This window comes from Limosilactobacillus viscerum, from assembly GCF_947387525.1.
GTDB classification, from domain to species: Bacteria; Bacillota; Bacilli; order Lactobacillales; family Lactobacillaceae; genus Limosilactobacillus; species Limosilactobacillus viscerum.
On the sequence record NZ_CANDNW010000020.1, the window covers coordinates 1 to 25459 of the forward strand.

The 25459-nt window shown below is 44.8% G+C and carries 24 protein-coding genes and 2 tRNA genes; 8 read left to right on the top strand and 18 right to left on the bottom strand.

Annotated elements, in window-relative coordinates:
* Positions 1-86 precede the first annotated feature (86 nt).
* The 4 genes from QOS07_RS06465 to QOS07_RS06480 form a co-directional block, all read right to left on the bottom strand.
* Entirely contained in the window at positions 87-797 is a 711-nt protein-coding gene (locus QOS07_RS06465; RefSeq protein ID WP_283588154.1) for a Bax inhibitor-1/YccA family protein, read from the bottom strand.
* A 72-nt stretch (positions 798-869) separates the two neighbouring features.
* Entirely contained in the window at positions 870-2177 is a 1308-nt protein-coding gene (gene murC, locus QOS07_RS06470) for a UDP-N-acetylmuramate--L-alanine ligase (RefSeq protein WP_283588155.1), read from the bottom strand.
* A 30-nt stretch (positions 2178-2207) separates the two neighbouring features.
* On the bottom strand, positions 2208-2855 hold the full coding sequence (gene ytpR, locus QOS07_RS06475; protein WP_283588156.1) for a YtpR family tRNA-binding protein: 648 nt from the start codon (positions 2853-2855) through the stop codon (positions 2208-2210).
* Between the two features lie 100 nt (positions 2856-2955).
* On the bottom strand, positions 2956-3276 hold the full coding sequence (locus QOS07_RS06480) for a thioredoxin family protein (protein ID WP_283588157.1): 321 nt from the start codon (positions 3274-3276) through the stop codon (positions 2956-2958).
* 139 nt (positions 3277-3415) lie between these two features.
* Here QOS07_RS06480 and QOS07_RS06485 point away from each other — a divergent pair, with 139 nt between their 5' ends.
* Positions 3416-3754 (top strand): PepSY domain-containing protein, encoded by a 339-nt coding sequence (locus QOS07_RS06485; protein ID WP_283588158.1) that lies wholly within the window; start codon positions 3416-3418, stop codon positions 3752-3754.
* Positions 3755-3830: 76 nt separating this feature from the next.
* On the opposite strand, the gene trmB is transcribed toward QOS07_RS06485, so the two are convergent.
* Genes trmB through QOS07_RS06500 form a run of 3 tightly spaced genes read right to left on the bottom strand, consistent with a single transcriptional unit; the run spans position 3831 to position 6412 of the window.
* On the bottom strand, positions 3831-4472 hold the full coding sequence (gene trmB / locus QOS07_RS06490; RefSeq protein WP_283588159.1) for a tRNA (guanosine(46)-N7)-methyltransferase TrmB: 642 nt from the start codon (positions 4470-4472) through the stop codon (positions 3831-3833).
* 1 nt (position 4473) lies between these two features.
* The gene (locus tag QOS07_RS06495; protein WP_283588160.1) at positions 4474-5682 is read right to left on the bottom strand and encodes an ABC transporter permease; all 1209 of its coding nucleotides are present in this window, start codon (positions 5680-5682) and stop codon (positions 4474-4476) included.
* The gene (locus QOS07_RS06500; RefSeq protein ID WP_283588161.1) at positions 5675-6412 is read right to left on the bottom strand and encodes an ABC transporter ATP-binding protein; all 738 of its coding nucleotides are present in this window, start codon (positions 6410-6412) and stop codon (positions 5675-5677) included. Before QOS07_RS06500 ends, QOS07_RS06495 begins: the two co-directional genes overlap by 8 nt.
* A 121-nt stretch (positions 6413-6533) precedes the next feature.
* On the opposite strand from QOS07_RS06500, the gene QOS07_RS06505 reads away from it, so the two are divergent.
* From QOS07_RS06505 to QOS07_RS06515, 3 genes are all read left to right on the top strand, one after another.
* Complete coding sequence (locus QOS07_RS06505; RefSeq protein WP_283588162.1) at positions 6534-6968, top strand: HIT family protein; 435 nt, start codon at positions 6534-6536, stop codon at positions 6966-6968.
* Positions 6968-7189, top strand: a complete 222-nt coding sequence (locus tag QOS07_RS06510) for a hypothetical protein (protein WP_283588163.1) — start codon at positions 6968-6970, stop codon at positions 7187-7189. Before QOS07_RS06505 ends, QOS07_RS06510 begins: the two co-directional genes overlap by 1 nt.
* 301 nt (positions 7190-7490) lie before the next feature.
* The gene (locus tag QOS07_RS06515; protein ID WP_283588164.1) at positions 7491-8279 is read left to right on the top strand and encodes an acetoin reductase; all 789 of its coding nucleotides are present in this window, start codon (positions 7491-7493) and stop codon (positions 8277-8279) included.
* A gap of 61 nt (positions 8280-8340) precedes the next feature.
* Here the strand turns inward: QOS07_RS06515 and QOS07_RS06520 are convergent, their stop codons facing one another.
* From QOS07_RS06520 to QOS07_RS06555, 8 genes are all read right to left on the bottom strand, one after another.
* The gene (locus QOS07_RS06520; protein WP_283588165.1) at positions 8341-9297 is read right to left on the bottom strand and encodes a peptidylprolyl isomerase PrsA; all 957 of its coding nucleotides are present in this window, start codon (positions 9295-9297) and stop codon (positions 8341-8343) included.
* Between the two features lie 108 nt (positions 9298-9405).
* Positions 9406-11901 (bottom strand): ATP-binding protein, encoded by a 2496-nt coding sequence (locus QOS07_RS06525; RefSeq protein WP_283588166.1) that lies wholly within the window; start codon positions 11899-11901, stop codon positions 9406-9408.
* Positions 11870-13063 (bottom strand): metallophosphoesterase family protein, encoded by a 1194-nt coding sequence (locus tag QOS07_RS06530; RefSeq protein WP_283588167.1) that lies wholly within the window; start codon positions 13061-13063, stop codon positions 11870-11872. The genes QOS07_RS06525 and QOS07_RS06530 overlap by 32 nt, the downstream gene beginning before the upstream one ends.
* A gap of 195 nt (positions 13064-13258) precedes the next feature.
* Positions 13259-13630 (bottom strand): YlbF family regulator, encoded by a 372-nt coding sequence (locus QOS07_RS06535; protein WP_283588168.1) that lies wholly within the window; start codon positions 13628-13630, stop codon positions 13259-13261.
* 74 nt (positions 13631-13704) lie between these two features.
* Positions 13705-15867 (bottom strand): PBP1A family penicillin-binding protein, encoded by a 2163-nt coding sequence (locus tag QOS07_RS06540; protein ID WP_283588169.1) that lies wholly within the window; start codon positions 15865-15867, stop codon positions 13705-13707.
* A 260-nt stretch (positions 15868-16127) separates the two neighbouring features.
* On the bottom strand, positions 16128-17816 hold the full coding sequence (argS, locus tag QOS07_RS06545) for an arginine--tRNA ligase (RefSeq protein ID WP_283588170.1): 1689 nt from the start codon (positions 17814-17816) through the stop codon (positions 16128-16130).
* A 393-nt stretch (positions 17817-18209) separates the two neighbouring features.
* Entirely contained in the window at positions 18210-19505 is a 1296-nt protein-coding gene (locus tag QOS07_RS06550) for an MFS transporter (protein ID WP_283588171.1), read from the bottom strand.
* 2 nt (positions 19506-19507) lie between these two features.
* Entirely contained in the window at positions 19508-21427 is a 1920-nt protein-coding gene (locus QOS07_RS06555) for a right-handed parallel beta-helix repeat-containing protein (RefSeq protein WP_283588172.1), read from the bottom strand.
* A gap of 140 nt (positions 21428-21567) precedes the next feature.
* Here QOS07_RS06555 and QOS07_RS06560 point away from each other — a divergent pair, with 140 nt between their 5' ends.
* The gene (locus QOS07_RS06560) at positions 21568-22371 is read left to right on the top strand and encodes a helix-turn-helix transcriptional regulator (protein WP_283588173.1); all 804 of its coding nucleotides are present in this window, start codon (positions 21568-21570) and stop codon (positions 22369-22371) included.
* A gap of 532 nt (positions 22372-22903) precedes the next feature.
* Here the strand turns inward: QOS07_RS06560 and QOS07_RS06570 are convergent.
* Together QOS07_RS06570 and QOS07_RS06575 are read right to left on the bottom strand one after the other, a co-directional pair.
* Positions 22904-22974 (bottom strand) — tRNA-Gly (locus QOS07_RS06570).
* A 45-nt stretch (positions 22975-23019) separates the two neighbouring features.
* The gene (locus QOS07_RS06575) at positions 23020-23328 is read right to left on the bottom strand and encodes a hypothetical protein (protein WP_283588174.1); all 309 of its coding nucleotides are present in this window, start codon (positions 23326-23328) and stop codon (positions 23020-23022) included.
* A 138-nt stretch (positions 23329-23466) separates the two neighbouring features.
* On the opposite strand from QOS07_RS06575, the gene QOS07_RS06580 reads away from it, so the two are divergent.
* From QOS07_RS06580 to QOS07_RS06590, 3 genes are all read left to right on the top strand, one after another.
* The gene (locus tag QOS07_RS06580) at positions 23467-23802 is read left to right on the top strand and encodes a hypothetical protein (RefSeq protein WP_283588175.1); all 336 of its coding nucleotides are present in this window, start codon (positions 23467-23469) and stop codon (positions 23800-23802) included.
* Positions 23803-23930: 128 nt separating this feature from the next.
* Positions 23931-24014: transfer RNA gene (locus QOS07_RS06585), tRNA-Leu, on the top strand.
* Positions 24015-24152: 138 nt separating this feature from the next.
* The gene (locus QOS07_RS06590) at positions 24153-24887 is read left to right on the top strand and encodes a potassium channel family protein (RefSeq protein WP_283588176.1); all 735 of its coding nucleotides are present in this window, start codon (positions 24153-24155) and stop codon (positions 24885-24887) included.
* An 88-nt stretch (positions 24888-24975) separates the two neighbouring features.
* Here QOS07_RS06590 and QOS07_RS06595 read toward each other — a convergent pair whose 3' ends face one another.
* Positions 24976-25257, bottom strand: coding sequence for a heavy metal-binding domain-containing protein (locus tag QOS07_RS06595; RefSeq protein WP_283588177.1), 282 nt, complete (start codon positions 25255-25257; stop codon positions 24976-24978).
* Between the last annotated feature and the right edge of the window lie 202 nt (positions 25258-25459).

Sequence of the window (25459 nt, forward strand, 5' to 3'; positions counted from 1 at the left end):
CGGACTACGATTTTTGAATCAATCAAAAATCATAGTCCGGATTTTACTGTTAGAGAACCAAAAATTAATAGTTAATTTCCAGCCTCTTAGTCCCGGTTGCTCATTCCAAAGATTTGGAGGAATGAGATGAAGAGGTTAACAAAGTCGAGGTACAGCTGTAAGGCACCAACAATTGCTAAGCCCATTACCGAGTTTTCAGTACTGTAATTGATGTAAATTTGCTTCATCTTTTGGGCATCCCAAGCGGTTAATACCACGAAGATGATTACCGCAATATACGAGAAAATGTAAGTAATTGCGGGGCTCTTTAGGAACATATTGATGATCGAAGCAATGATCAATGCAATCAAAGCAGCGAAAGCATGTGCCCCAAACTTGCTGAGGTCCCGCTTAGTAACCGTCCCGTAAATTGCCATCGTTGCGAATACCGCCGCCGATGAAACAAACGCTGCGGCAATGTTGGCCGCGGTATAGGCACCAGCGATCAACGCAAATTCAACCCCGTAGACGATTGCCACTACCATTAACATGATGAAACCACCTACCGGGTTCCGGGTAGCACTAAAGCTGATTCCCATTGTCAATGCAATTGGCAGCAAGAGGATCAACCAAACCATTCCGGGATGTTGTTGGAAGTACCCTAATACCTGGGTCGCAAAAACATTCATCGTCAGCCAAGCACTAATAGCAGAAACCAGTACCGCCAGGGTCATGTTTCCATACATCTTAGTGAGGAAACTGTTTAGGCCCGCCTGGTCGGTAACTACCCGCCGACTGGATCCATTAAAATTATCCATTCTTATTACTTTCCCTCCTAAAAGTTATTCATCATAAATTAACATATTTTATTAAATTATTACAGGATGACGCTATTTATTAACTAATTCTTTGAACTTATCTTCATACTTTTCAATATCACCGGCACCCATGAAAATAACAACCGCGTGATGGTACTGTTCAAGCTTATTAATCGTCGCCATGTCGATCCCTTCGCTTCCCGGAATCTTGGCTTCAAGGTCTTCACTTGAAACCTTACCGCTCTTTTCACGGATGGAAGAGAAAATTGGGGTAACAAAAACTTTGTCGGCCTTGCTCAGGCTCTTGGCAAAACCGTCAATATAAGCTGCTAAGCGCGAGTAAGTATGTGGTTGGAAAACTGCTACTATTTCCTTATCAGGATACTTTTGGCGGGCAGCATCAATCGTCGCCTTAATCTCGTTTGGGTGGTGGGCATAGTCATCAATCATCTTATCGTCGGCTACGTCTGTTTCACTAAAGCGCCGCTTAACACCGGAGAAGTTAGCCAGTTCCTTTTTAATTTCATCCATGTTGACCTTTTCCATGTAGGCAACGGCGAGAACTGCCAAGCTGTTAAGGATACTGTGTTCACCATACAAGTGGATGGTGAAGGTCCCTAGCTTTTCATCACGGAAGTAAGCATCATAGGTTGAACCTGCTGGCGTCCGCTTAATGTTTTCTGCACGGAAATCATCGTCCTTGCCCGTCCCGTAATAGTAAACTGGAACGTCAACATCAAGCTTGCGCAGGTTTTCATCATCCCCCCACGCAAAGATTGCCTTCTTAACTTGCCGACCATAAGTCTCAAATGAACCCCGAACATCATCAATATCCTTGAAGTAGTCTGGGTGGTCAAAGTCAATGTTGGTCATAATGGCATAGTCTGGGTGGTATGCCAGGAAGTGGTCACGGTATTCATCCGCTTCAAAGACAAAGAAACGGTCATTATCGTTACCCTTGCCCACACCATCACCGATCAGGTAGCTGGTCGGTTCAACGGCATCCAGGACATGGGCCAACAGTGCCGTGGTAGAAGTCTTGCCATGGGCACCGGCAATCCCAATGCTGGTGTGGTTCAGGACTTCATTTTCAACTGCTTCCGGATAAGTCATGATCGTCAGGCCTAGTTCCTTTGCCCGTTGTACTTCTGGATGGTCTTCAGAAAAAGCATTCCCCTTAATTACCGTCATTCCGGGCTTTAGGTTTGCCGGGTCAAATGAGAGGATTTCAATCCCCGCTTTTAGTAATGGCCCCTGGGTAAAAGTTTCCTTTTCAATATCTGAGCCTAAAACAGTATTGCCTTGGTCATGGAGTACCCGTGCTAAAGCTGCCATCCCGGTTCCTTTAATACCAATAAAATAATAAGTTTTTGTTCCCATTCTCTCGTTTTCCTTTCACAACTTAATTATTTATTTTGCCGGGAAGAAGGTATCAGCCTTGGCAAAGTCAACCGCTTCGCCAACTTCTTGCCAGTCATCAGGAATAATCCACAGGCCCTTCTTATCAGGAGCGTTCTTCATCTTCAGTTCGCGGAAGCCGCAAAGCATCCCGTCACTTTCAACGCCCATCAATGCACCTGGCCAGATAATCTTACCATCTGGCATCATGGCACCAGGACGGGCAACAACTACCTTGATGCCCTCCTTAACATTGGGTGAGCCACAGACGATTTGAACTGTCTGATCAGCACTGATCCGGGTCTTGGTAACCTTTAAGTGGTCCGACTTCGGGTGGTCCGTCATTTCTTCAACATAACCGACCACGAACTTTGGCGTATGGTCAGCTGCCAGCTTTTCTTCAAAGCCGGCCGCCGCTAACTTCTCATTTAACGTTGCCACTTGTTCATCAGTCAAAAAGACCTGACCATTTTGCCCCTTCAGGTCTGGTAGAAGTGAACTTGCTTCCATGAAGTTGTAGCCAAGCAGCTGGTGGTTCTTGGCAGTAGTAATTTGTGCAACGCCATCAGCAATCTTAGTCTCTTGGTCACCATTGTCTGGTGCGGTAATTGTTACTAAAATATCGCCCATTTCGGTTGGGTTATAACTCGCAATTAACATCGAATGTTCCTTTCTGCTTCAGTATTCGACCGCTCAAAATAAAAAGGGAGCTTTTAACTCCCCGTACTTAGAGCGGGTCAATTGACTTGCTCTAACTATTCTACTTCAAATTGCTTAAAAAATCTTCCACTTGTTCCTTAGTTTTACGATCTTTATTTACTAACCGGCCAATTTCCTTACCGCCATCGTAAACTACAAAACTAGGAATCCCAAAAATATTGAGTTCTGCTGCCAAATCAACATTTTCATCCCGGTCTACCGTATAGAATTGGTAGTCGGCAAAATCCTTTTCAATTTCAGGCAGTGCGGGCTTAATAAATTGACAATCGGGGCACCAATCAGCAGTAAAGAAAAGGACAACCTTCCCATTACCGATCTTAGCTAACAGTTGGTCTTCCATCATTGCGGGTAACTTTTCCATTGGCTCATCCCTCCTCATAATTTAATCTCACTATAACATACTCGGAAAATAATTACCGCCAATATGCAATTTCTTGGCTAAAGTACATAAAGATGTTAGTATTAAACAATACTATTATGGATAGAAGGAAGAAGATTAAATGAACGATTCAAATAACACCGTTAATCCGTGGCTTTTCCCCGTTACCCTGGGAGCTTCAGGGGCAATCGGCTTTCTGGCCGGTAAACTCTTTGGGAAGCGCCCCTTCTCTGCGAACCGTGCGTTAAAAATTATTCGTAATGACTTCTCACGTGAGGGTACTATTACCGGTAGTTGGATCGACCACCGTCAAATTCCATTCCAGCGGTACGCCGTTAAGACCAGTGCCTACCAAGGTGGGTTAACCCGGTTAGAAGATGGCAACCCCGTTAACTATGAATTCAAGGTCGACGCTTACACTGGTAGTCTCCTTGAATTAAAGCGGTTGAAAAATGACTAGGCAATATACAGGTAAAGGCCACTAGCGTTCGATTGGTGAATGCTAGTGGCCTTTTATTATTTATTTGATCCTATCCTTATTCGAAGTGTGCGGTTAACTTGTAGATTGGTTGACCCTTTGCCGCAAATTTTTGCTCATACTCGGTCTCGACATTATGTTCGTTTTCATCACTATGGTGGAGGTCGAGCCATACACCATCAAAGTGCATCCCATAATTGTTGAGGCTTTGCAAAGAAAATTCAAAGAAGCCCATATTATCCGTCTTTAATTCAACGCCACCCTGGTCTTTTAAGATTTCTTGGTAGCCCTTAAGGAAGGTGTGGTAAGTTAACCGCCGTTTTGCATGACGCTTTTTTGGCCACGGGTCTGAGAAGTTCAAATACATCCGGTCAATTTCGTGTGGTTCAAAATAGTTTGTAATATCAGAGCCATCACCACAAATCAACTGCAAATTTGGCAACTCTTCCGCTAACGACTTTTTCAGGGCAATTGCAGCAACCGTCCGCTGAATTTCCAAACCAATAAAGTTAATTTCCGGGTGGGCCTTTGCCATTCCAATGATGAACTGTCCCTTCCCCATTCCCACTTCAAGGTGGATTGGTTGTGGTTTTTCAAACCGGTCTTGCCACTTTCCCTTTACTTCTTCTGCCTTGGTGACAATTGCTTCCGGGTGGGCATCAATTAATGGGTCTGCCCATTTTTTGTGTTTTACACGCATATTAATATTCCTCGCTTAATTTTTTCATTCGTACTTTGAAGTAGAAACGGGTCAAAAACGCTACCTCTACTGCCGCCACGATAAAGTTGATTAACAAACGATGCCAGTCAGCATCAAGACCGAGGCTGGCAATGACAATCAGTAGTGCCTCGACCAGGGTAACGCGGGTCAACAACCGTTGAAAATCGTGTACTCGTTCCTCATGGTCGACCGGGTACAGGTGAGTAAAAACATTGCCATCATACTGGTCATAAAGTGGCATTAACTGGGTAGCAATCAGGTAGATAAAGAGTAGCACCAGCACCGTATTCAACCACTGGACCGGTACCAGGAGAGCCAGCACCATCCCCACTAACGTCAGTCGGATAACGATCCCACTGACATCAGTGTTGCGGATGAAGCCCCGGGCATACAGGTAAGCCCACGGGCGCGTCCCATTAGACAGGTACTTGATCAGGCCACTGGCCCACCGCCGCCGCTTGACGTTGCCTTGGACACTCGGCACGTCGGTGAAGAGGTTGAAGAAGCGGTAGACGCTGTACATCCGGTCATCTTCCATCTTAACGGCCGCAGTCCAGTCAACCATTAGTCCACGGTAAACCAGCCGCATTGCAATATCTAAAATCACAGCCACTGCCAGCCCCACAAACGGGTTGACTAGCCAGGTAGCAAGTGCCGCCAGTAACGGGTTTACCCAGTATTCCAACCGGGTCCGCCTGGTTTGCTTGGCCCACCGCATGCTAATTGACTTGCGGGCCGTAAACAACCAGTCATCTTTGGTAACCATTGCCATTAAAAATACAGCCACAATTTCGGCCGTTGATAATTTTTCCGTTGTTAAGGCAAATGGCAATGCAACAAATGCCCCGGCTACCGTAATAATCTCCGCTAAAAGCAAGCTGTACCGGTAAGCCTGTTTAAGGTAATTTTCCATTGCATCTACCTGGGGAAGGAGGAAGACTGGGTCGGGACGTTTAAGCAAGGTCGCTAGCCGTCCCACCTGGGCAACGAAAACAAACCACAATACGAGAAGCCAGCGCGACCACCACAAACCGGGGCCAAGACTTGGAAGCCACTGCGAATAACCGTATGCCAGTGCACCAAACAGGAAGAAGAGGGCAATGACAAAGTGGTCATTAAAAACAAGGCGCCAGTACTTGAGCAGCATCATGAAGTGCCGCTGGCGACGGGTTGAAAATAACTTATTCATCTTGATCATCCCTTGCGAGTCCGAGGTAGATTTCATCAAGTGATTCATCCGGACGGTCGGCTTGTTTTCTTAACTCGTCGAGGGTCCCATGTGCCCGTACTTGCCCATTAGCGAGCAGGACAAAGCGGTCACAGTAACGCTGAGCGGTGTCAAGAACGTGGGTTGACATTAATACCGCTACACCTGCCTTCTTCTTTTGCTCGATCAGGTTCAGCAAGTCATGAACTGCTAACGGGTCCAAGCCATAGAACGGTTCGTCGACGATCAGTAACTTAGCATCGGTCATGAAAGCACAGCAGATCATGACCTTCTGCTTCATCCCCTTGGAAAAATTAGCTGGGAACCAGTCGAGCTTATTGTCTAGCCGAAACGTTTTTAGCAGCTTGGTGGCCTTTTCCCAGGCCTGGTCGTGGTCTAGTCCGTAAGCGTTCATCGTTAATTCAAGGTGTTCCCGCAATGTTAGTTCATCATATAAAATGGGAGTTTCAGGAACATACGCAATTTGCTTCTTGTATTCGTTGGGGTTAGCTTGCAGAGTAAGGCCATTAATCTTGATTTCACCAGAAAAAGGCTGTAATAAACCAATAATGTGGTTTAACGTGGTTGATTTACCAGCTCCGTTAAGACCGATTAAGCCAACCAGTTCCCCTGGCTGAACATCCAAGCTAACTTTTTTAAGGACCGGGATTTGTGAATAACCACCGACCAGGTCCCGTACTTCAAGAGCCATTAGTACTCCCTCCTTGTCTACTTTTTGTTTCAGTCACTCATTATACCATATGGATTTTCAGTGCAGTTGGTCGTAATTTCCGGTATACTAGTGGTAATTACTATCCAAAAGGAGTGCTACTATGACTGATTGTATTTTCTGTAAAATTATTAATGGTGATATCCCTAGTTACACTGTTTACGAAGACGACGTCGTTAAGGCTTTCCTTGATATCTCCCAAAGCACGCCGGGCCACACCCTGGTAGTACCCAAGAAGCACGTTAAGGATATGTTTGAATACGATGAAGACTTAGCCGCGGCCGTCTTCTCCCGGATTCCCAAGATTGCCCGTGCAATTAAGAAGTCCAATCCTGCAATCAAAGGGATGAACATTGTGAATAACAATGGTGAAGTGGCCTACCAATCTGTTTTCCACTCTCACATCCACTTGATTCCTCGTTACACCACCGAAGATGGGTTCAAGATGATCTTCACTGACAACGGTGACAAGTACGATGAGGCTAAGTACAAGGAAATCCAAGAAGCAATTATTAAGCAGCTGGAAGATGAACAATAATGGCCATGATCAAAGAAACAATTACTGACGTCAAAAAATTAGTTAACAACGTCCGTGGCTTGCAGGAGAACATCCAAAAGCTCCGGGAAAGCATGCCCGCAGTTGAATCCTTCCAAAATGATGTTCAAAAGGCTGTTAAATTATGGCAGTTCAAGGACCAGACCCGGATTGAAAAAATTCAAGGAATGGTCAAAAAACTCAGCAATAAGGATAAAGAATAAGTAAGAAGCGACGGCAACACAACTTCAGCGAAGGGCTACAATCATGAGTTTTGGGCCTTACCTGAATTGTTGTGCGAGTGCTTTAACTAAAACAAGAGACTGAGAAGAAATTTCTTTTTCTTCACGGTCTCTTGTTTTTTTCTGGATAATACACAACAAGTGCAGGAAAGAAGTTCATCTCCAACGCTTTTTTGTCTTTTGCTAAAAAAGTTAAAGTTTATATTAATCAAATATACAAATTTAGTCTAATATGTAACAATTGATGTATAGAAAATGCATTTGAGATAAAGGAGACAACATCATGACTAAAGAACAACGTGTTGCTGTTATTACTGGTAGTACCCGAGGGATTGGACGTGGTATCGCTGAACAATTAGGTAAGGATGGTTATGCACTGGTGATTAATGGTAGTCATCAGGATACCTGTGAAAAAGCTGCTCGTGAGCTGAGTGCAAAGGGCTTCCAAGTAGTTGCTTGCGCGGGGGATGTTTCCAAGAAAGAAACGCATGACCAGCTAGTCAAAACTGCCGTTGACCATTTTGGCCGGCTCGACACCTACGTTAACAATGCTGGGATTGCTCAAATTGGCAACTTGCTTGACGAAAGCGCGGAAGACTTCCATCAAATCTACGCAACCAACGTCGACAGTGTCCTTTTTGGGATCCAGGCAGCGGCCAAGCAGTTTAAGCGGCAAAAAGACGGTGAAAAGATCCGTAAGATCATTAACGCCTCAAGTATTGCTGGTCATATTGGCTACGAACAGCTTGGCGCCTACTCTTCTACCAAATTTGCAATCCGTGGTTTAACCCAAGTTGCCGCTAAGGAATTAGCGAAGGATGGAATTACTGTCAACGCATACTGTCCAGGAATTGTCGGCACCGACATGTGGGACTTCATTGATGAAAAAATGGTTGAAGAAAATGGTGGCCAGAAAGGGCAGTACCTCAAGGCAGCAATTAACAGCATTTCATTAGGACGTGCCGAAACGCCCGCTGACGTTGCCGACTTTGTTTCTTACCTTGCCTCCCCAATGTCTGACTACATGACAGGTCAGTCGGTTCAAATTGACGGTGGAGTTCAATTTATTTAACTTACTAACTAAAAAAGGTTTGTGCTCCTCAAAATTGAGGTAAGCACAAACCTTTTATTTATTAGTTACCAGCACTTGAGCTGTTAGTACCGGTTGATGAGTTACCGAGGTTGCCACTGTTGCTGGTTGCCCCGTTAGAATTGAGGTAATCATCAAGGATGTTCTTTTCATCGTTATCCTTAATTGATACATTCCCCTTCTTGAGGACATTTGAAACAACCTTGTGTAAGAAGGTCCGGTTGTTCATGTTCTCCGTAACGATTTGGTTCTTCAAGTCGTTGATGTGGGCACTCTTATTACCCTTAGCTGGGTGTTCGATCATGTAGATAACCTGGTATCCTTCGTCTGTCTTAACCGGCGTCGTGGTGTATTCACCAGTCTTCAGCTTAAAGGCAGCCTTCTTGTAAGCAGAATCGAGTGAGGTATCAGTATTGTCAAATGCTGGAACACGACCACCAGCCTTGTTGTTTGACGTATCAGTTGACTTGGACTTAGCCAACTTCTTAAACGTCTTGTACTTGTTATCAGAGTTATTTAACTGGTTAATGATATCTTCAGCGTCTGAACGGCTCCCAACAAGGATTTCAGCAGTTTGTACCTTTGGTTGGTATTCCTTCCACTGCTTATTAATCTGCTTGGTGGTAATGTGTGAGTAATCACGGACCGCAGCTTCCAGCAATAAGTTTGACCGCAATTGCTGCTTCAGTGACTTTTCAGTCATCCCATTTTGTTGGAGGAATGCACTAAATTGATCACCATACTGGTTCTTGTAAGTATTGTACTGTGCATTTACTTGCTTATCAGATACTTGCTTACCGTATTCCTTTTGTAGAGCCTTATCCAAGATCATTTGCTGAAGGACCTGCTTACCATTACTGGTCTGCTTCATGCTGGAGTAGTATTCACTCTCAGTAATCTTACCACCACTGGTAGTAGCCACTGCCTTGTTCCCACACGCAGCAAGTGGCAGCATTAATGCTGCACCAGCAATTACTGCAATTAATTTCTTTGATTTCAAAAAAACACATCCCTTAAATTTAATTTCGAATAAGTATACCCATTCAATATACCACACTTAATTTGCTCGCAAAGCAATCCAAGAAAAAGTTTAACTGTTCTTCATAAATTATTCACGATCAACCTTATTTAAGTTTAGTACATGGTCAAATTCCAGTGCTCGATCATCGGCCGTAAAGTACAGTACCTGGTTATCAGAAGCAAGTTGCTTTAACAGGTCCAGAACTCGGCCGCGGCGCACGTTATCAAAATTAACGAAGCTATCGTCAATGATAACCGGTAGTGAAATCCGGTCGCTCATTACACTGATAAAGCCCAGCCGCAGTGCAACATACAGTTGTTCGGCTGTCCCAGTAGATAATTCACCCACTGCAAACCGTTCTTGGCTGTCAGTTAACACTTGGACACCCTCATCATTAAGCATGATTTGCTGGTAGTGATCATTAGTTAGTACCGCAAAGTACTTTTCAGCGGCGGTGATAATTGCTGGGTAACGGTCAGCCGACGCCAAGATCAAAGCCCGGTTGATCCACTGCACGGCCAATTGGTAGCCGACCCATTCCTTCGCTTCTTGCCAAATTTTAGCAGCGAGGTTTGCTTCCTGTTGCTCCAGTTCAGCTAGGGTGCCATCAGCAACAAGGCTTTCGACCGCAATTTGTTCTTGTTGGGCCTGCTCCTGAACATGCTGCAAGCTAACTCGGTCCTCACTAACCGCATCACGGGTTGTCTGTAACCGATCCTGTAGTGAATCCTCATCAGCAAACTTTGCTAATTCTTGTTTATCCTGGTCAGTTAACTGTTTTTCAAAAGCAGTCGTTGTTGCCTCCTGATTACGGCTTTCTGACCGTTGACGAAGGAATTCATTGAAGGATTCATCGTTACCAACACCAACCGACTGGTAGATTGCCCACTTTTCATTTTGCGTTTTCCGCAAACGTGCCCGCAATTCGGTTAGCTGCTCATGAACCCGGGCAGATTGCTGCTTAATTTCCTGAAGTTCTTGCCACTTGCTTGCCATTTGGTTCAGCCAGCTGGTCAAATTATGGGACAGTTCAGCAACATTTTCACCATTAACTCTCCCTGCCAGCCGGTGCTTAATATCATTAAATTGGCGTTGGCGCTTAGCAACACCATCTTGTGAATTCTCCAATTCTTGATTTAGCTCTGCAACCCGGTGAAGGTCCGGCTGCATTGTAAGCCACTGGTTGCTAGGAAAGTTGCTCAAACCATGTTCATGGCCAAATTTATCCACTGCCTTTTGCCGACGTTGGCTTTCGGCCTGGGCCAAATTGTGCAAACGGTAAAGCCAGAAACCGGCACCAGCTAAAAGCAGCACCCCTAAAAAGGTAATCGTTCCGTGACGACTAACCAAGCCCAGGATAAAGAAGAGTGCCCCGAGTGCAATTAACCCGAAAGCGAGTTTCTGGTTAGAAGCTGGCAGTTGGTCGTGGTCCCGGATGAGTTGTTCTAGCTGGACGGTTTCCCGTTCTGATAACGGCTTTGGCAATTGATGACCGTAACGCTCCTGGATCTGATTACGTTCTTGGAAGCGTTGTTCAAGGACCTGCTCTTGCTGTTGCTGGTGGTCAGCCTGAGCTTGCAGTTGCAGAAGTGAGCTTTGCAACTGCTGGTAGTCTGCAAGGTGGTCATGGTAATCCGCCAGCGATTGTTCATCAAACTGACTGGCCTGGCCGTTTAACTTGGTCAGTTGTTCTTGGGTTGCTTGCTCCTGCCGTTGAAGCTCTTGCTCTTGGACCCGGAAACGATTGACCTGGTCAACCTCTTCATCACTAATTTGCTTTTGTCCCCGACTCTGTTGCCCTTGCTTCCATTGCGCGTAAACTGGCCACAACCGTGCTAATTGTTCAAGCCGCTCTAATTGTGGCTGCAACTGCTCTAGCTTTGACTGTAATGCTGCGGCGCGTTCATTATTCTTTTCCTTTGCCGCAGTCAGTTCAGCATACTTATCATAATTTCCACGTGCCGACTGTAAGCGAGCCTGTATTGTTTGATATTCCTTCAGGTGCTGGTTCAGTAATGGTTTTCGGCCGCGGGGCTTAAAAATTGCATCCCCCTGCTTAAGGAGCTGACTGGTGAACTGGTTCCATTCACTACTGCCAACTGCACCGATCTGTTGAAGGTGCTGTTGCACATTTTCCTGGTTAACGTTATCAATCGCACTAAGGTCAGCCTGGCTGAAGCCAAAAATTGCTTGATAAAGTTCTTGGTCAACATTAGCCAGCAATTCATCCAACTTTTTTTGGCCGAACTGGTGACCCTTCTCGTCAGTAACGGTCACCTTACCGCCGGCCTTCCCCTTTGTCCGCTGAATTCGGTACTCTTTTCCCTTGTCTTCAACTACCAAACTACCGCCATATGCTTCCGAACTACGGGGCTTATATTGCTGGTAGCGGTTCTTACCTTTTGCATTGGCAAAGCCGAAAAGGATACTACGAATAAAGATTGCTAAGGTAGTTTTCCCGGCTTCATTATTGCCAAAAATAACTTGTGGGTTGCCGGTAAATTCAAAGTCCTGGTCAAGCCACTTGCCAAATCCATCGATGTGGACCTGCTTAATCTTCATCGTGGTCACCCCGCTTTCCAAGAAGTTGCCCTGCTAACTTTTGATATTCACCTAAATCACGGTGCTCTGTAAATTGGTCGTACAGTGGTGCATGCTTCAGTAGCGGCTTAATCACCGCTGCCAAATTTTCATCCGTAAAGACATCCTGCTCTGCTTGCTGCCAGTAATCTTGGTCAAGGTTCGTTAATTCCGGTAGCTTTTGCCCACCGGTAAGGTTAATTTGGTATGGCCACCAATTAATCGCCGGTTGCCGACTAAGCTCATCCTGGAAGTGGTCCAGCAGGCTACCATCTTCAACTAGTGACCGCCATTTACTGCCTGTCGTTGCCACAATTTCAACAAGTTGCAACTGCTTGCTTGGAATAATTGCAGTCCTGATTGCTTGATCAACTTCATTCTCACTACCGCACTCACTTAAATCAACTGCCACTTGTTCCCAGGTAATGCCATTAAGGGCTTTAAATTCAGGAACCAGCTTGTTTCCCTCATCATGGACGAGGTAGTAGCCGTGAACGCCACCCTCATTCTTGTGCCGCCCCTGGGGGTTACCGCTATAAACAATTGGCGGTTCACTTGCGAGAAGCTGGTGCTTGTGGATGTGTCCTAACGCCCAGTAATCATAATTTTTACTCTTTAGTTCATCAAGGGTAAAGGGGGCATAATGATTACCTGTCCCGGCCTGGTATAGTGCCCCGTGGAGCATCCCAATTTGCCAATCAACCGTTCCCTTTACTGGAAACTGGCTAGTCAGGTCATCATCTATCCACCGTTGGCCGTAGCTAAAGCCGGTAACCGCCACAATTGTTCCATCGGCTAGCTTTAATTGGCTGGTAGAAACCTGGTTGCCAAAAACATGGACGTTTGCTGGTAAGTTAGGATCATCCCCGGCATTTTTTTGAAAATCATGGTTACCGTAACTTAAAAAGACCGGGATATGGTGGTCGTTTAGCCGGCTAACTTGCTGGCGAAAGAAGTCTACCGCCGCAATGCTTTTCCGTTCACCATCATAAATATCACCAGTAATCAGCACAAAGTCGACCTGCTGGGCAATTGCTGCATCAACGATCTGGCGGAAGGCAGCGAAGGTTGAATTATAAATCTGTTTCCATAATTGATCGGGCATGCTGGTTAATCCCTGAAAGGGGCTCGCCAGGTGTAAGTCCGCTGTATGAATAAATTTCATTTTTTCACCTACCTAACTAAAAAGGGAGCGTGATCGATAATCAAACGCGACCGGCACGGGACGCAAACGGGGCCCAAAGTCCGGCAAAACCGAACTCTGGACCCCGGTGTATGCTCGCGGGGGCTTCCAGGGGCTCGCTTCGCTTTGATAAACGAAGTCGTAACCGACTGCTGTCTCGCTCCCTCCCCTTACGAATTACTTGTTTTCGTCTGGCTTTGGCATGATATCACTGTACAATTCTTGGATTGGGCCAGTGATCGTCTTGTTCAATTGTTGCAGCATTTGGTCAATTTGCCGTTCTTGGTTCATCAAGTTTTGAACAGCCTTCTTGCCGCTAACTTCCTTTGCCAAGGTTTGAATTGCCTTTACCTCGTCTTCGCTTGGTTGTTGACCTTGCATTTGCTTTTGTTGAGCATTAGCTTGCATTTGTTGGAACTTCTTGAATGAATCAAATGCTTCGCTATCAGCCTTTAATTCACCAAGTGCCTTCTTCAATGCTTGGTATTCTTGCGTTTCTACTAACTGACGACTCAGGTCATTAGCAGTATCATAAATATTTACAACCATGATTAATAACTCCTTTTTTAGTAATCCTTGTAAATTGTATCATGTTTCGCCTAGTGATTAAAAGGCACGGACAATCAAAATAGCGACTTGAAATTATCAATCATCTGCCGGGCCTTATCACCAATATTATTCAGGGACTGGTCAACCTGATTCTTAAGGTCACCATCGCCATTAAACAGGGACCGCCAACCGGAAGTACCGCCCTTGGTCTGCTTATTAGCACGTGTCTGGGCATCCTCAACCGTAAACTTGGTGTTTGGCGTATGCGGCAAAATTCCCGTCATTTCCTGCTTATAAAGGGCATTGATACTCCGTTCTGAAATATCATTCAGTACGTGACTAGAATTAGTGTCATCATACCCTTCCCAAGTAGCAACCACAACGTCAGGAGTATAACCGACAATCCACTTATCACGGTCGTTGGATTCATCACCCTTGACACCGGAATTGGTAGTACCAGTCTTCCCGGCAAGGGTGTAGCCAGCTGGCTTAGCTGTCTCACCAGTACCATGTTCGAAGACACCGATCATCATACTGGTCATTTCACGGGCCGTCTTGCTTGAGATAACATGCTTGACCTTGGAACCCTTATTTTGTGCAACTACCTTACCGGATGCATCGACAATCTTCGTGATATAGTGCGGTGTTGGCATTTGCCCGTTGTTGTCAAAGGTGGAGTAAGCACGAGCAATCTGTTGTGGTGATACTCCCTTAGTCATTCCACCCAATGCTAGGGCAAGGTTCTTATCACTCTTCTCAACTGGGAGGTCAAACTTCTGTGCCATCTTGTAGCCTTGGTTGACGCCAATCTTGTTGAGGAGCCAAACTGCCGGTGCGTTTAAACTTTCGTACAGTGCCTTGTACATCGGAACATGACCGCTATATGTGTCATCATAGTTCTTCGGCGTATAGTTATTGGTACCATACGACTGTTTCTTATCCTGGAGGGTCGAATCGTAGAAGTAGCGATGCTCCAGCGCTGGTGCATAGACAACGATCGGTTTAATCGTAGACCCTGGTTGACGCCGCATCTGGGTTGCCCGGTTGAAGCCACGGAAAACGTGTTTCCCACGACCACCAACGATCGCGGTTACCCCACCGGTCTTCGGGTCCATCGCAATCGATGCAGATTGGACCATCGTACCATCAGCAGAATCAGCTGGGAAGTTATTATCATCATCGTAAGTTGACTGCATCGACTTTTGCTGCCCCTGGTCCAGCGTAGTGTAAATCTTATAGCCATCATTCATGATTGACTTTTCAGAAATGTTGTACCGGCTCTCCGCTTCGGCAATCACTGCATCAAAGAAGTACGGGTACTTGTAACTATCATTATCAACGTACCCTTCGTTTACACCAAGTGAAGTCTTCTTATAGTTGTTTGCAGCTGACTGGCTGAGCTTATGATTTTCAACCATTAATTGAAGGACCATGTTCCGCCGTTGCCTAGTTGCCGTTGGGTGTTCAAGTGGGTCGTACATCCCCGGTGACGTCAGCATTCCCGCAAGCGTTGCTGCCTGGGGAACCGTCAACTGGCTAGCATTAACGTCAAAGTACCGGCGTGCTGCATCCTGGACGCCCCATACCCCGTGACCAAAGTAGGCATTGTTAAGGTACATCGTCAGGATCTCATTCTTTGAGTACTGGTTCTCCACCTCGATCGCAATAAAAATTTCTCGTGCTTTCCGTGAGAAAGTTTGTTGCTGGGTCAAGAAGGCATTCTTAACCAGTTGCTGGGTTAAGGTACTTCCCCCTCCTGATATATAGTTACGGTGCAATAGCTTATTCCGCACTAATAAAAATGCGGCCCGACTTAGCCCCTTCACTGAAAAACCATGTTCATGGTAAAAATCCCGGTCTTCAGTTGAGAGCACGGCGTTTGGGACGTTAGCGGAAATATTGTTCAGCTTTACATAAGTCCCCTTTTGCGAATAAAGACTCCCCGCCGACTGCTTATTATTATCGTAAATCATGGTTGGCCGTGATAAACGATTTTGCAGGTTTTTAACGTTTGATGTCTTGGCAACAAACGTTAAGTGGATACTTATTAGTAAAAATAGACTGAGAAAAGCAACGATAATCCATCGTGTGAGTTGGTAGCGGTGCCAGAACTTTTTCGTATTTTGTTTAAACTGCCGCCAAAAGCTCTTAAGGCTTTGTCCAAGACCGGCACCCACTTTTTTTAGCCACGCGATAATCCGTTCCTTAGTTGAAGTAGATTGTGGTTCACGTTTCATTTCCAATCTCCATTTATTCGTTCATTTTAAGAATGCTAATAATTTTAGCACATTTTGATGAATCTGCCGCAATTGATGATAATACTTTAGTAATGTTTAAACAGTAGAGAACTGCGAAGCCCCGGTTAGGTATATGGCACAAAACGGGCTAGCAAGCGCGATATATCTATAATATTGAACAAGGAGGAGCAAGATAGAAATCGCAACCGACTTCTGTCTTACTCCTCCTTATTTAATTCTTATTTACCTAATCAAGATAATTACATTTCATCTGGTGCCTTAATATCAAGCATTGCCAGGGCATCCTTCAAGACGTCACTAACTGCTTGAACCAGAGCCAGACGAGCTGGTTGTTCAGCATCATCTTGCAAGATCCGGTTGTGAGCATAGTATTGGTTGAACTTCTTGGAGAGTTCCAACGCATACTTGGCAACTACGGATGGGTCGTAGTTAACTGCTGCCCGTTCGACCGTGTCACTGTACTGACCTAAGAAGCTCAAAATATCCCAAGCGGAATCACCGATCTTTGTAAGGTCGACATCACTAAAGTCGCGAATGCCACCCTTACGCAGGATACTCTCGGCACGGGCACGAGCGTATTGTACGTATGGACCAGTTTCCCCTTCAAACTTAACAACGTCTTCCAGCTTGAAGTTAACCGCATTCCGCCGGTCATTCTTCAAATCGTGGAAAATTACGGCGCCGACACCGACCTGCTTAGCAACCTCATCGGCATTCTTCAGGTTAGGGTTCTTTTCTGCAATTTGTTGACGGGCTAACTTAATTGAATCGTTCAAAACATCTTCCAGGTTTACAACGTTACCCTTCCGCGTGGACATCTTCTTACCATTTAGGTTCATCAAACCAAAGGAGATGTGTTCCAGTTGGTTCCACCACGTGAAGCCCATTTCCTTCAGAACCGCCTTCAATTGCTTGTAGTAATTTTCCTGTTCCGCACCAACGACATACAATGACTTTGCGTGGCCATACATCCGCTTCCGGAAGAGGGCTGTTGCCAGGTCACGGGTAATGTAAGTGGTCGTCCCATTACTCTTGATAATCAATGGTGGCGTCAGCTTGTAAGCATCCAGGTCAACGATTTGTGCACCACGGCTGGCCTTGAGCAGGTGCTTATCCTTTAAGAGTTGGATTGGGTCATCCATCTTTTGGGCACTAAATGCCTCACCATGGAAGGAGTCGAAGTGGACGTCCAGCATGTCATAAACCTTTTGGAACCGTTCAATTGAAATTTCACGGAACCAGTGCCATAAACGCCATGCTTCCTTATCACCGTGTTCCAGCTTGGCAAACCATGCCCGGCCAAGTTCGGTGTATTCGGGGTGTTCGTCAGCTTCAGTGTTAATCCGTACGTAATACTTCAGCAGGGTGTTGATTGGGTCCTTCTTAACTTCTTCTTCACTACCCCACATTTCGTAGGCGGCCATCAGCTTACCGAACTGGGTACCCCAGTCACCAAGGTAGTCAACCCGGATCAGGTTGTAGTTTTCCTTTTCCAGGATCCGGGCAACGGCTTCACCAATCATGGTTGAACGAAGGTGACCCATCCCCATTGGCTTAGCAATGTTAGGTGATGAATAGTCAATTACAACGTTTGCACCCTTACCAAGGTCCTTTTTACCGTAGTTTTCGGGGTCAGCCAAAATGGCCTTAATGATTCCGGCACCAACCTGGGCCTTATCCAAGAAGAAGTTGATGTATGGTCCCGCAACAATGACTTTTTCAAACCCGGCCTGGTCGATCTTTTCTACCAGGTCGGCTGCGATCATTTGCGGTGCCTTGTGCAACGTCTTAGCTAAAAAGAAAGTTGGGAAGGCGTAGTCACCATTATTGGCATCCTTTGGCCGTTCAATCTTATCGTTAATCTCCTCTAATGACATGTCTGGTAAGGCAGCCGCAATTGCTGTTGCTACCCGTTGCTTTTCATCCATGTTCCATCCTCCTTAATAAAAAGGTCTCCAGTATTATCTAAAATACTAGAGACGAGAATTCCCGCGGTACCACTCTAATTGAATTGGATTCCACTCATTAATTACTTATTCAAATCTACCACTAGACACGCTTTCACAAGCTGCCGTCCCCAACTCACACCAACTCGGGGTCGCTTTACCGTCAGTATTGCTACTACTCCTAGCAGTTTTACAATCACTTATTATAGCAAATACGGCGGTAAATACAATACTTTAAACAAAGAGGGAGCGTGATAACACGGTCTTAACCACGAATAGTCATCAGCTGACTTCGGATCGTGGTCCCTGACCGTAATTAGGTCACAGCTCCCTTACTTTGTTTAAGAGGTTGTAATGTTAAATATCAAAAGTATCCTAAATCTTTTCGCGGTCTTCGTGAACAAAGAGAATCATAATCCCACCGATCAGTGCAAGCGCGGCACAAACCGGGAAGATTCCAAAGTAACTACCGTGAGCAGCAGTGACAATTGCCGCTGCCACAATTGGTCCAAGAATTTGTGAACCAGTATTTGCCAGGTTCAAGATCCCCAGGTCCTTTGCAGCCGTCTTAGGGTTTGGCAATACTTCAAGGTTAAGCGCTTGGTCAACGGCAAAGAAGATTCCCATCCCCAGACCGGCAACTAAACCGTAGACCAGCATTGACCATGGAGCGCGCGTGAAGGCAGGGAAAATCACCCCAATGGCGACTAAGACTGCGGCAAAGAAAACAGGGATTTTCCGGCTGTGCATCTTATCAGAAATTGGCCCGGCGGTGATTGACATGACAATGGCAGTAATCATCAACAGCATTGAAATTAATGAAACATACTTCTGCTGTCCGGCAACGTTCAACCGGATGTAGTCACTAAGAATATATAGTTGGTAACCCATGATTGCAGTCGTTGCTGTATTAATAATCATCTTGCCAAACAATGCTAAGTAAAAGTTACGGGCATTATGAAGAGGAAAGATAAAGTTCTGTAGGAACATATTAAAGGTAAATTTCTTCTTTGGCATTGCCAGGCTATTTGGTTCGCGAACAATTAACGCAGCTACTGGCCCGGAAAGAAGGGTTAAGAAGCCCATTACCAGAATCCCGGTCCGTACACTAGCACTGCTACCTAAGAACTGGGCGCCAACAACTTGCCCACCATACTGACCAATTACGTAACCAAAGGCGTAGATTGACGAGATGGTTCCCCGGTGCTTAGGAGCGACCAAGTCTTGCAGGAAGGCTAACGGTGGTGCAACGATGGCGTTCAAGCAAATTTGGTAGCAGCACCACGCAACAACCATCATTGGAACCGTCTGAACAAAATCAAACCAAGCAAGCGTTAGCAGGCTCCCGATTGATCCAAAGATGATCCAGGGAGTCCGCCGTCCCCACTTTGACCGCGTTAAGTCGGAGAAACCACCGATAATAATGTTAGCAAGGGTTGCCACGATCATCGCCGCGGAAGCCAGCAAAGCAACGACCTGGGCTTTTTGACCAGGAACAATTTCCTGGACCTTGGCAGGAAGCAAAACGGCATTCACACCAAGGTATGGACCTAACCACAGGAGTGCTCCGATCCCGGTAGCAACACCAATCTTAATTGGGCGTTTTGGTTGCTGCTCATTGGTAACTGAGTCTTGCCATTGCCTATCATTTGTTATTTGATCTGTTTTCAATGTTATTTACTCCTTTTCCAAACCAAGATGTGGTTCTTGCCGGCCGTAAGATTAGCTAATTGTCCGACCACCGTTCCCTCGTTGCCGAGGTAGTCACTGCTAAGTTCAACGGCAGTTCCGTCTGGATTTTCGTAACCAGCATCAGCAATCCGAACCTTCCCCAGTGATTCAGTTGTTACCGCCACATTCTTCTTTTCGGCAATGCTCTTCGGGAGGTCAACGTCCAGGTAAGTTTGGCCGTCCTCTTCGGTAACATTAACTGCCAGCTTTTCATCTGCAAGGACTAGAGGGTCATCTTCGCGGTCAAACGCAGCCGCACCGTTGAGGTAGGTATTATTCTTAATCATGACTGGCTGGCGAACCGTTTCAAAGAGTTCAACATCACCAGGCAGCATTGCCTTAACCTTGTCGATGTATTCTGTTAGAGACGTGGTACTGCCATCATAGTAGTCAGTCCCGGACTGCTTATTGCCGTCTTGTTTAACGAAGATGTTATTCAAGAAGCGGTCATCACCACCATAGTTCATGGCATATCCCATTACCGCGGTACTGTGTGGCAAGTGGTACGGGGTTGCCCGGTTTAATACTGTTTCCGTCGTATTTTCACCGGCAAAGAGGTTGTTAACGAAGGCCACTCCCTGTGAAAATTCATCAACGGTATGCTGTGAAGCAAAAATATTATGGTCAACTAGTACTGGGCCATGGCACATTTCAATTAACAGGTCCCGGACGTTATGGTGGTAAACATTCTTTGTGATCCGGGTCCCTTGGCATTGCCAGTCAAACCAGGTTCCTAGTGCACAGTGGTCAACTTGGTTACCAAACAAGACGGTATCAATTGCCTCATGAAGCTTAATACCGGCAATTTCCCAGCCACCAAATTCAAACATGTCACCGATCCGGTAAACGTGGTTATGTTCAATCCGGCTAAAAATACCGCCAAGGTGACCAACGATCCCGCACTGACCACAATCATGGATAATATTGTTCTTAATCAAGTGGTGACCAATATTTTCCTTATTCCAACCGGCACGCTCTGCGTTGAAAACCCGTTCCAATTGGTACTGGTAGCCAGGCTTATCATGGACCTTAGAGAAGCGATTATCATTAATAAACTCAGGGCAGCCAAGGCTAATTGCACTACACTTGGCATCATGCAGTTCACAATCGGTAATCTGCCAGCCCTTTGCCCAGTGTGGGCCAACCATTCCTAGTTGTTCTGCTGTCGGTGGAGCCCATGGGGTTGCTGCCTGGCAAATTTCGAAGCCCTTTACGTTGATGTAGTTGACCCCTGTCTTCTTCGGGAAGAAGCAACAAGTCCGGGTTGTTACTTCCGTTAAGCAATCGTTTGGATTTAACTCATGGAAGTTAGCGTAAAGAATCGTTGTCTGGTCGTTTACTTCCGCAAACCACTTATACTTGCTGGCGGTTGGATTTGGTTCGGGCAGCTTAGTCTTGGTTGTATAATCTTCAACTTCTTTTCGTACCGCACCGACTTCCATTTCATCATAGTCACTGGCTTCATAAAAGGCCTGACCGTTACAGAAAAGTTGACCAGCGTGACGGCCATTATCCTTTTCCAGCCAGTCACCAAACAAGCGGGTAGCAAATGGATTTCCATCTTCAAATAGCTTGTTATCGATTTCTACCTTGTACACCCCGGCAGTAACCTTTTCCCAGCCATTGACTTCTTCGGAGCCCTTGATAACAGCGTGCTCACCGGGAACGGCCATAAAGGTAATCGGTGCCGTTGCCGTCCCACTAATTTCAGGATTTACCCATTCGCGGTAGGTACCTTCATGAACTAGCACCTGGTCACCAGGTTTAACGACATGAGCTGCATAATTAATCGTCTTAAATGGTGAATCAAGCTCACCGGTATTTTCATTACTCCCACCTGGGGCAACGTAATAAATAGACATTTGAACTTCCTCCTCAAAATAATTACTATGACCTGATCAAATCTATAATTATTGTATTGGGGAAAGCGCTTTATTAATAACAGGATATTTGCTATGCTTAAGACAATATTTGTCTTTTGAATCAAGGAGTGTGATCCCGAATGGTGATGTTTCAGAAGTTTGGCCTTGAATCAACGCCGATTTTTAAGCACTTTGAGTTAACAAACCTTAACTACCCGCCGCATTTTCACCGTGCCTTTGAGGTGATTGCTGTCCAGCGGGGACAACTACATGTCAAAATTGAGGACCAACAATATATCATCAACCGCCACCAGTTTGTGGTTATTTTTCCGGACCAAATTCACGGTTTTAATATGCGGCCACAAACTAAGGTAACCGAAATTATTTTTTCTCCGGAATTAGTCGCTTCTTTTATTGACCAGTATCCGGACATGGTACCGACCAATCCCGTTTTCTTCTACCGACAATCCTTTGATTTTTCAACCCTTGAAAACCGGTTTGCGATCAAGGGCTTCCTCTATTCCATTTGCGGGCTCATAATTAGTCGGACCAGCTTAAGAAAACGTAAGAAATCAAAGAAAGTAAATATCATTCACCAGCTGATTAATTTTATCAGCGAACATTACCATGAGGAGTGCACACTAAAAATCGCAGCCAAAAACGTTGGCTACGATTATGCATACCTATCAAGAATCTTCAAAACTGCAATTGGTATGTCTTTTACTGAGTACCTAAACCATTACCGCATTACCCAGGCGACGCAGCTGCTTAAAAATACCGAGGAAAAGGTAACTAACATTGCATTTCAGGTTGGCTATGAAAACCTGCGGACCTTCAACCGGAACTTTCAAAAAATCGTTGGGATGCGGCCAAATATATACCGCCATTCCAACGACAACAGCAACTATCAAAAAGCATTTCAAGAGAATTATATTTCGGGTTAAAAAAGACTGCGAAAGATCCAAATTTTCCTCCCAGTCTCAACTATCTAAATATTTGATCATGGCTTCCTGTATCGATTAAATCAAGTTAGCTGTTCATTATGAATAACATATACTAACAACCAATTATCGTTATTTGCAATTAGTTCAATTACATTCTTGAGCCTATCCATATCACAGTGTTTTCGCTTTAATTTCTTATATGACCGCTTAAATTCGGGAGTTCGATTGATAATCAATTTAAATCCCCCTAATCATCTAAATCATTAAATAAGTCGTCATCTGGTATGGCTAGCGATTGTCCGTAGCTAGGCACTAAGGCCCTGGGGTTGTGGTACGCGATATATCTGTTATTCGGAGCTAAAAACAATGGAAAAGCTGGAAGAGCTTCATTTCTGTTGACCGATAATATTGGCATCCCTTTCCATTCAAATACTAACAAAATATGGTTACTTACGGAGTTAAAATGTTTTTCAGTGAACAAATGCCCCAATAAAAAAAGTCCGATAGATCAACATCTACCGGACTCAAACTAAGCGGGTAACGAGAATCGAACTCGCGACGCAACCTTGGGAAGGTTGAGTTTTACCACTAAACTATACCCGCATCAACTAACTTAATAATCAATACTAAGTTAGTATATACCAATAACTACTTTTTGTCAGCCTTTTTTGTCGCTTTTTTTGCTTTTTTAGCTGTCTTTTTAGTAGTCTTCTTGTCTTCCGCTTCGTCGTCTTCTTTATCTTCGCGTGGGACAGCCTTGATCATCTTTGCTTCACTTTGGCGAATAACTGCCCGCCCATTGAGCTCGTTAACACCGCTCTTATCAGCAGGATCAAAGTCATTGATTGAAACCATTACAGAATTATTGTAAACTTTTTCAACTACTCCCTGGAAGTCGTGATCCATTGGCCCAAACTTCTTGCAGCCAACAACGTCACCAATTTCAAAATCAGCCATCGTCTTCACCTCGCTAATAATTCCAATAGGATAACAGCAACCACTTTACACTTTTTCAAGGCTATTTTCAAGTAAAAGGTAGGTTGGTTTCCATTCTCCATTAATGGTAAAATCATAGCAGAAAGGAACTATTTAAATATGCTGAAATTAACTGCAGAAGCGATGGTGCTTATCTTACTGTTCGCGAATATTTTGGGAAACCGGTCAAAAAAAGAAAAACATGTTTCAGATTGCTTGGTAATTGCACGTCTTGCATTTTTCGTTTTATTGGCTTCATCAGTGGTAAAACTGATTCTCAACTTCCCGGTAGTTGTCTTCTTAAATATAATCTGGCTAATTTACCTAATTGCGATTTATATCTTAATGGAAAATACCTTCCGGCTTAAACGGGAGACATTTGGTAACCCCCTTCACGCAACTAGTGTGACGGTTGCACTGGTAATTGCTTTAATTGCGATTATCGTATTTTTCTAATGGGCAGGTCTGCTACTAGAGTGGTAGACTTTTTATTTTTAAATATTTATTTGGATTTAGTCTTGCATTTCTACGAGGAACCTGTATAATAATTATTGTTCGCTGATGAACATTAGTTGAATAGCAATGCCCCAGTGGCGGAATTGGCAGACGCGCAACGTTCAGGTCGTTGTATGGGTTTCCATGTACAGGTTCGAATCCTGTTTGGGGCATTAGTTAGGTCCGGTAGATGTTGGTCTACCGGATTTTTTGTTTTATTCATAAAGCTTTACCATTCAATACAACTTTCCCTCACCGGTACAACCTGTTATGATTAATAGGTTACTAAGTTTGTAGAAAGGGTACCCAAGATGAAAGAACGAATTTATGAATCAGTGATGGCAATTATGGCGATTATTTCAATCGTCTTAATCCTGCTTAGTTATTCCTCGGTAATTGATATTAATACCGGTTATCCGGCACTTTTAAATAACACGCTACTTATTATTTTCGCGATTGACTACTTCACTCGCCTATACCTTGCCAAAGATAAAAAGAAATTCTTCAAAGAAAACATCTTTGACCTTCTTTCAATTATTCCTGTGAGTGCCTCCTTCAACGTCTTTCGTCTAGCACGTCTCAGCCGGCTGGCAGTTGTCTTTCGTTTGGTCCGCTTGGTCGGACTCACCGGAAAGCTTAACCGGCTCCTGCAAATCAGCGGTTTGGTATATATCATTTACACCAGTATTGCGATCCTCATCATTAGCGCCGCAATGTACTCGGTCAGTGAGCACGTCTCGTTTGACGATTCTCTCTGGTGGGCAATTGCAACGGCGACGACAATTGGTTACGGTGATATTTCACCCCATACCGCCCTTGGTAAATTTGCCGCAATCCTCTTAATGATTATTGGGATTGGCTTTGTCGGTGTCCTGACTAGCTCACTTACCAACTTTTTTATTCGCGACCACACAAATGACCGGATGGAAATCGTTCTTAAACGACTTAGCGAACTAGAAAAATCAAATCGCGACCTCCAAAAGGAAGTACGCGAATTACTTGACCAGCAAAAAGCAAAGGGACCCAATAATAATCAAAATGGTTAGGTTAAACAATTAATTTTCAATAAATAAAACGTGGCTAAGAAATTTCCTCAGCCACGTTTTTTATTCACCACACTTTCAAACAACAAAGCTACTTGGAAAGTAACTGAATCATGGTTCCATAACCAGTTAAAACGAGAAATTTAGGTGCGACCTGGACATTAGCAACATCCGTATTAAAACGAACATTGACGATTCCATCCGCCCCCTTCTCTTTTGCCCGTTGCTTCATCTTTTCTTCAACATCACTAAACAGTTGATCCATTGACTCAAAGGAATCAATTGCCTCACTTGGTAGCATTAAGTGACTTGTTGCATTAACAATTCCTAAAATCCGGTGGGCCTGTGGGTAAGCCTCTGTTGATAAAAACATTTTTCCCAGTCCTTTTTTATTTATTATAACAAACCAGCTGGCAAAAAATCTTCTCGGCGTCCCACAATTATTGTGTCATATTCAAGGAAAAATAAGAGACGGTGGAGAAAGCTTTCTTCACCGTCTCTTATCTTTAACGGAAGGAATCATGCCACTTTGCTCTGGAACTGATAACACTGTCTTTGATTCTAATCTTCCGCAA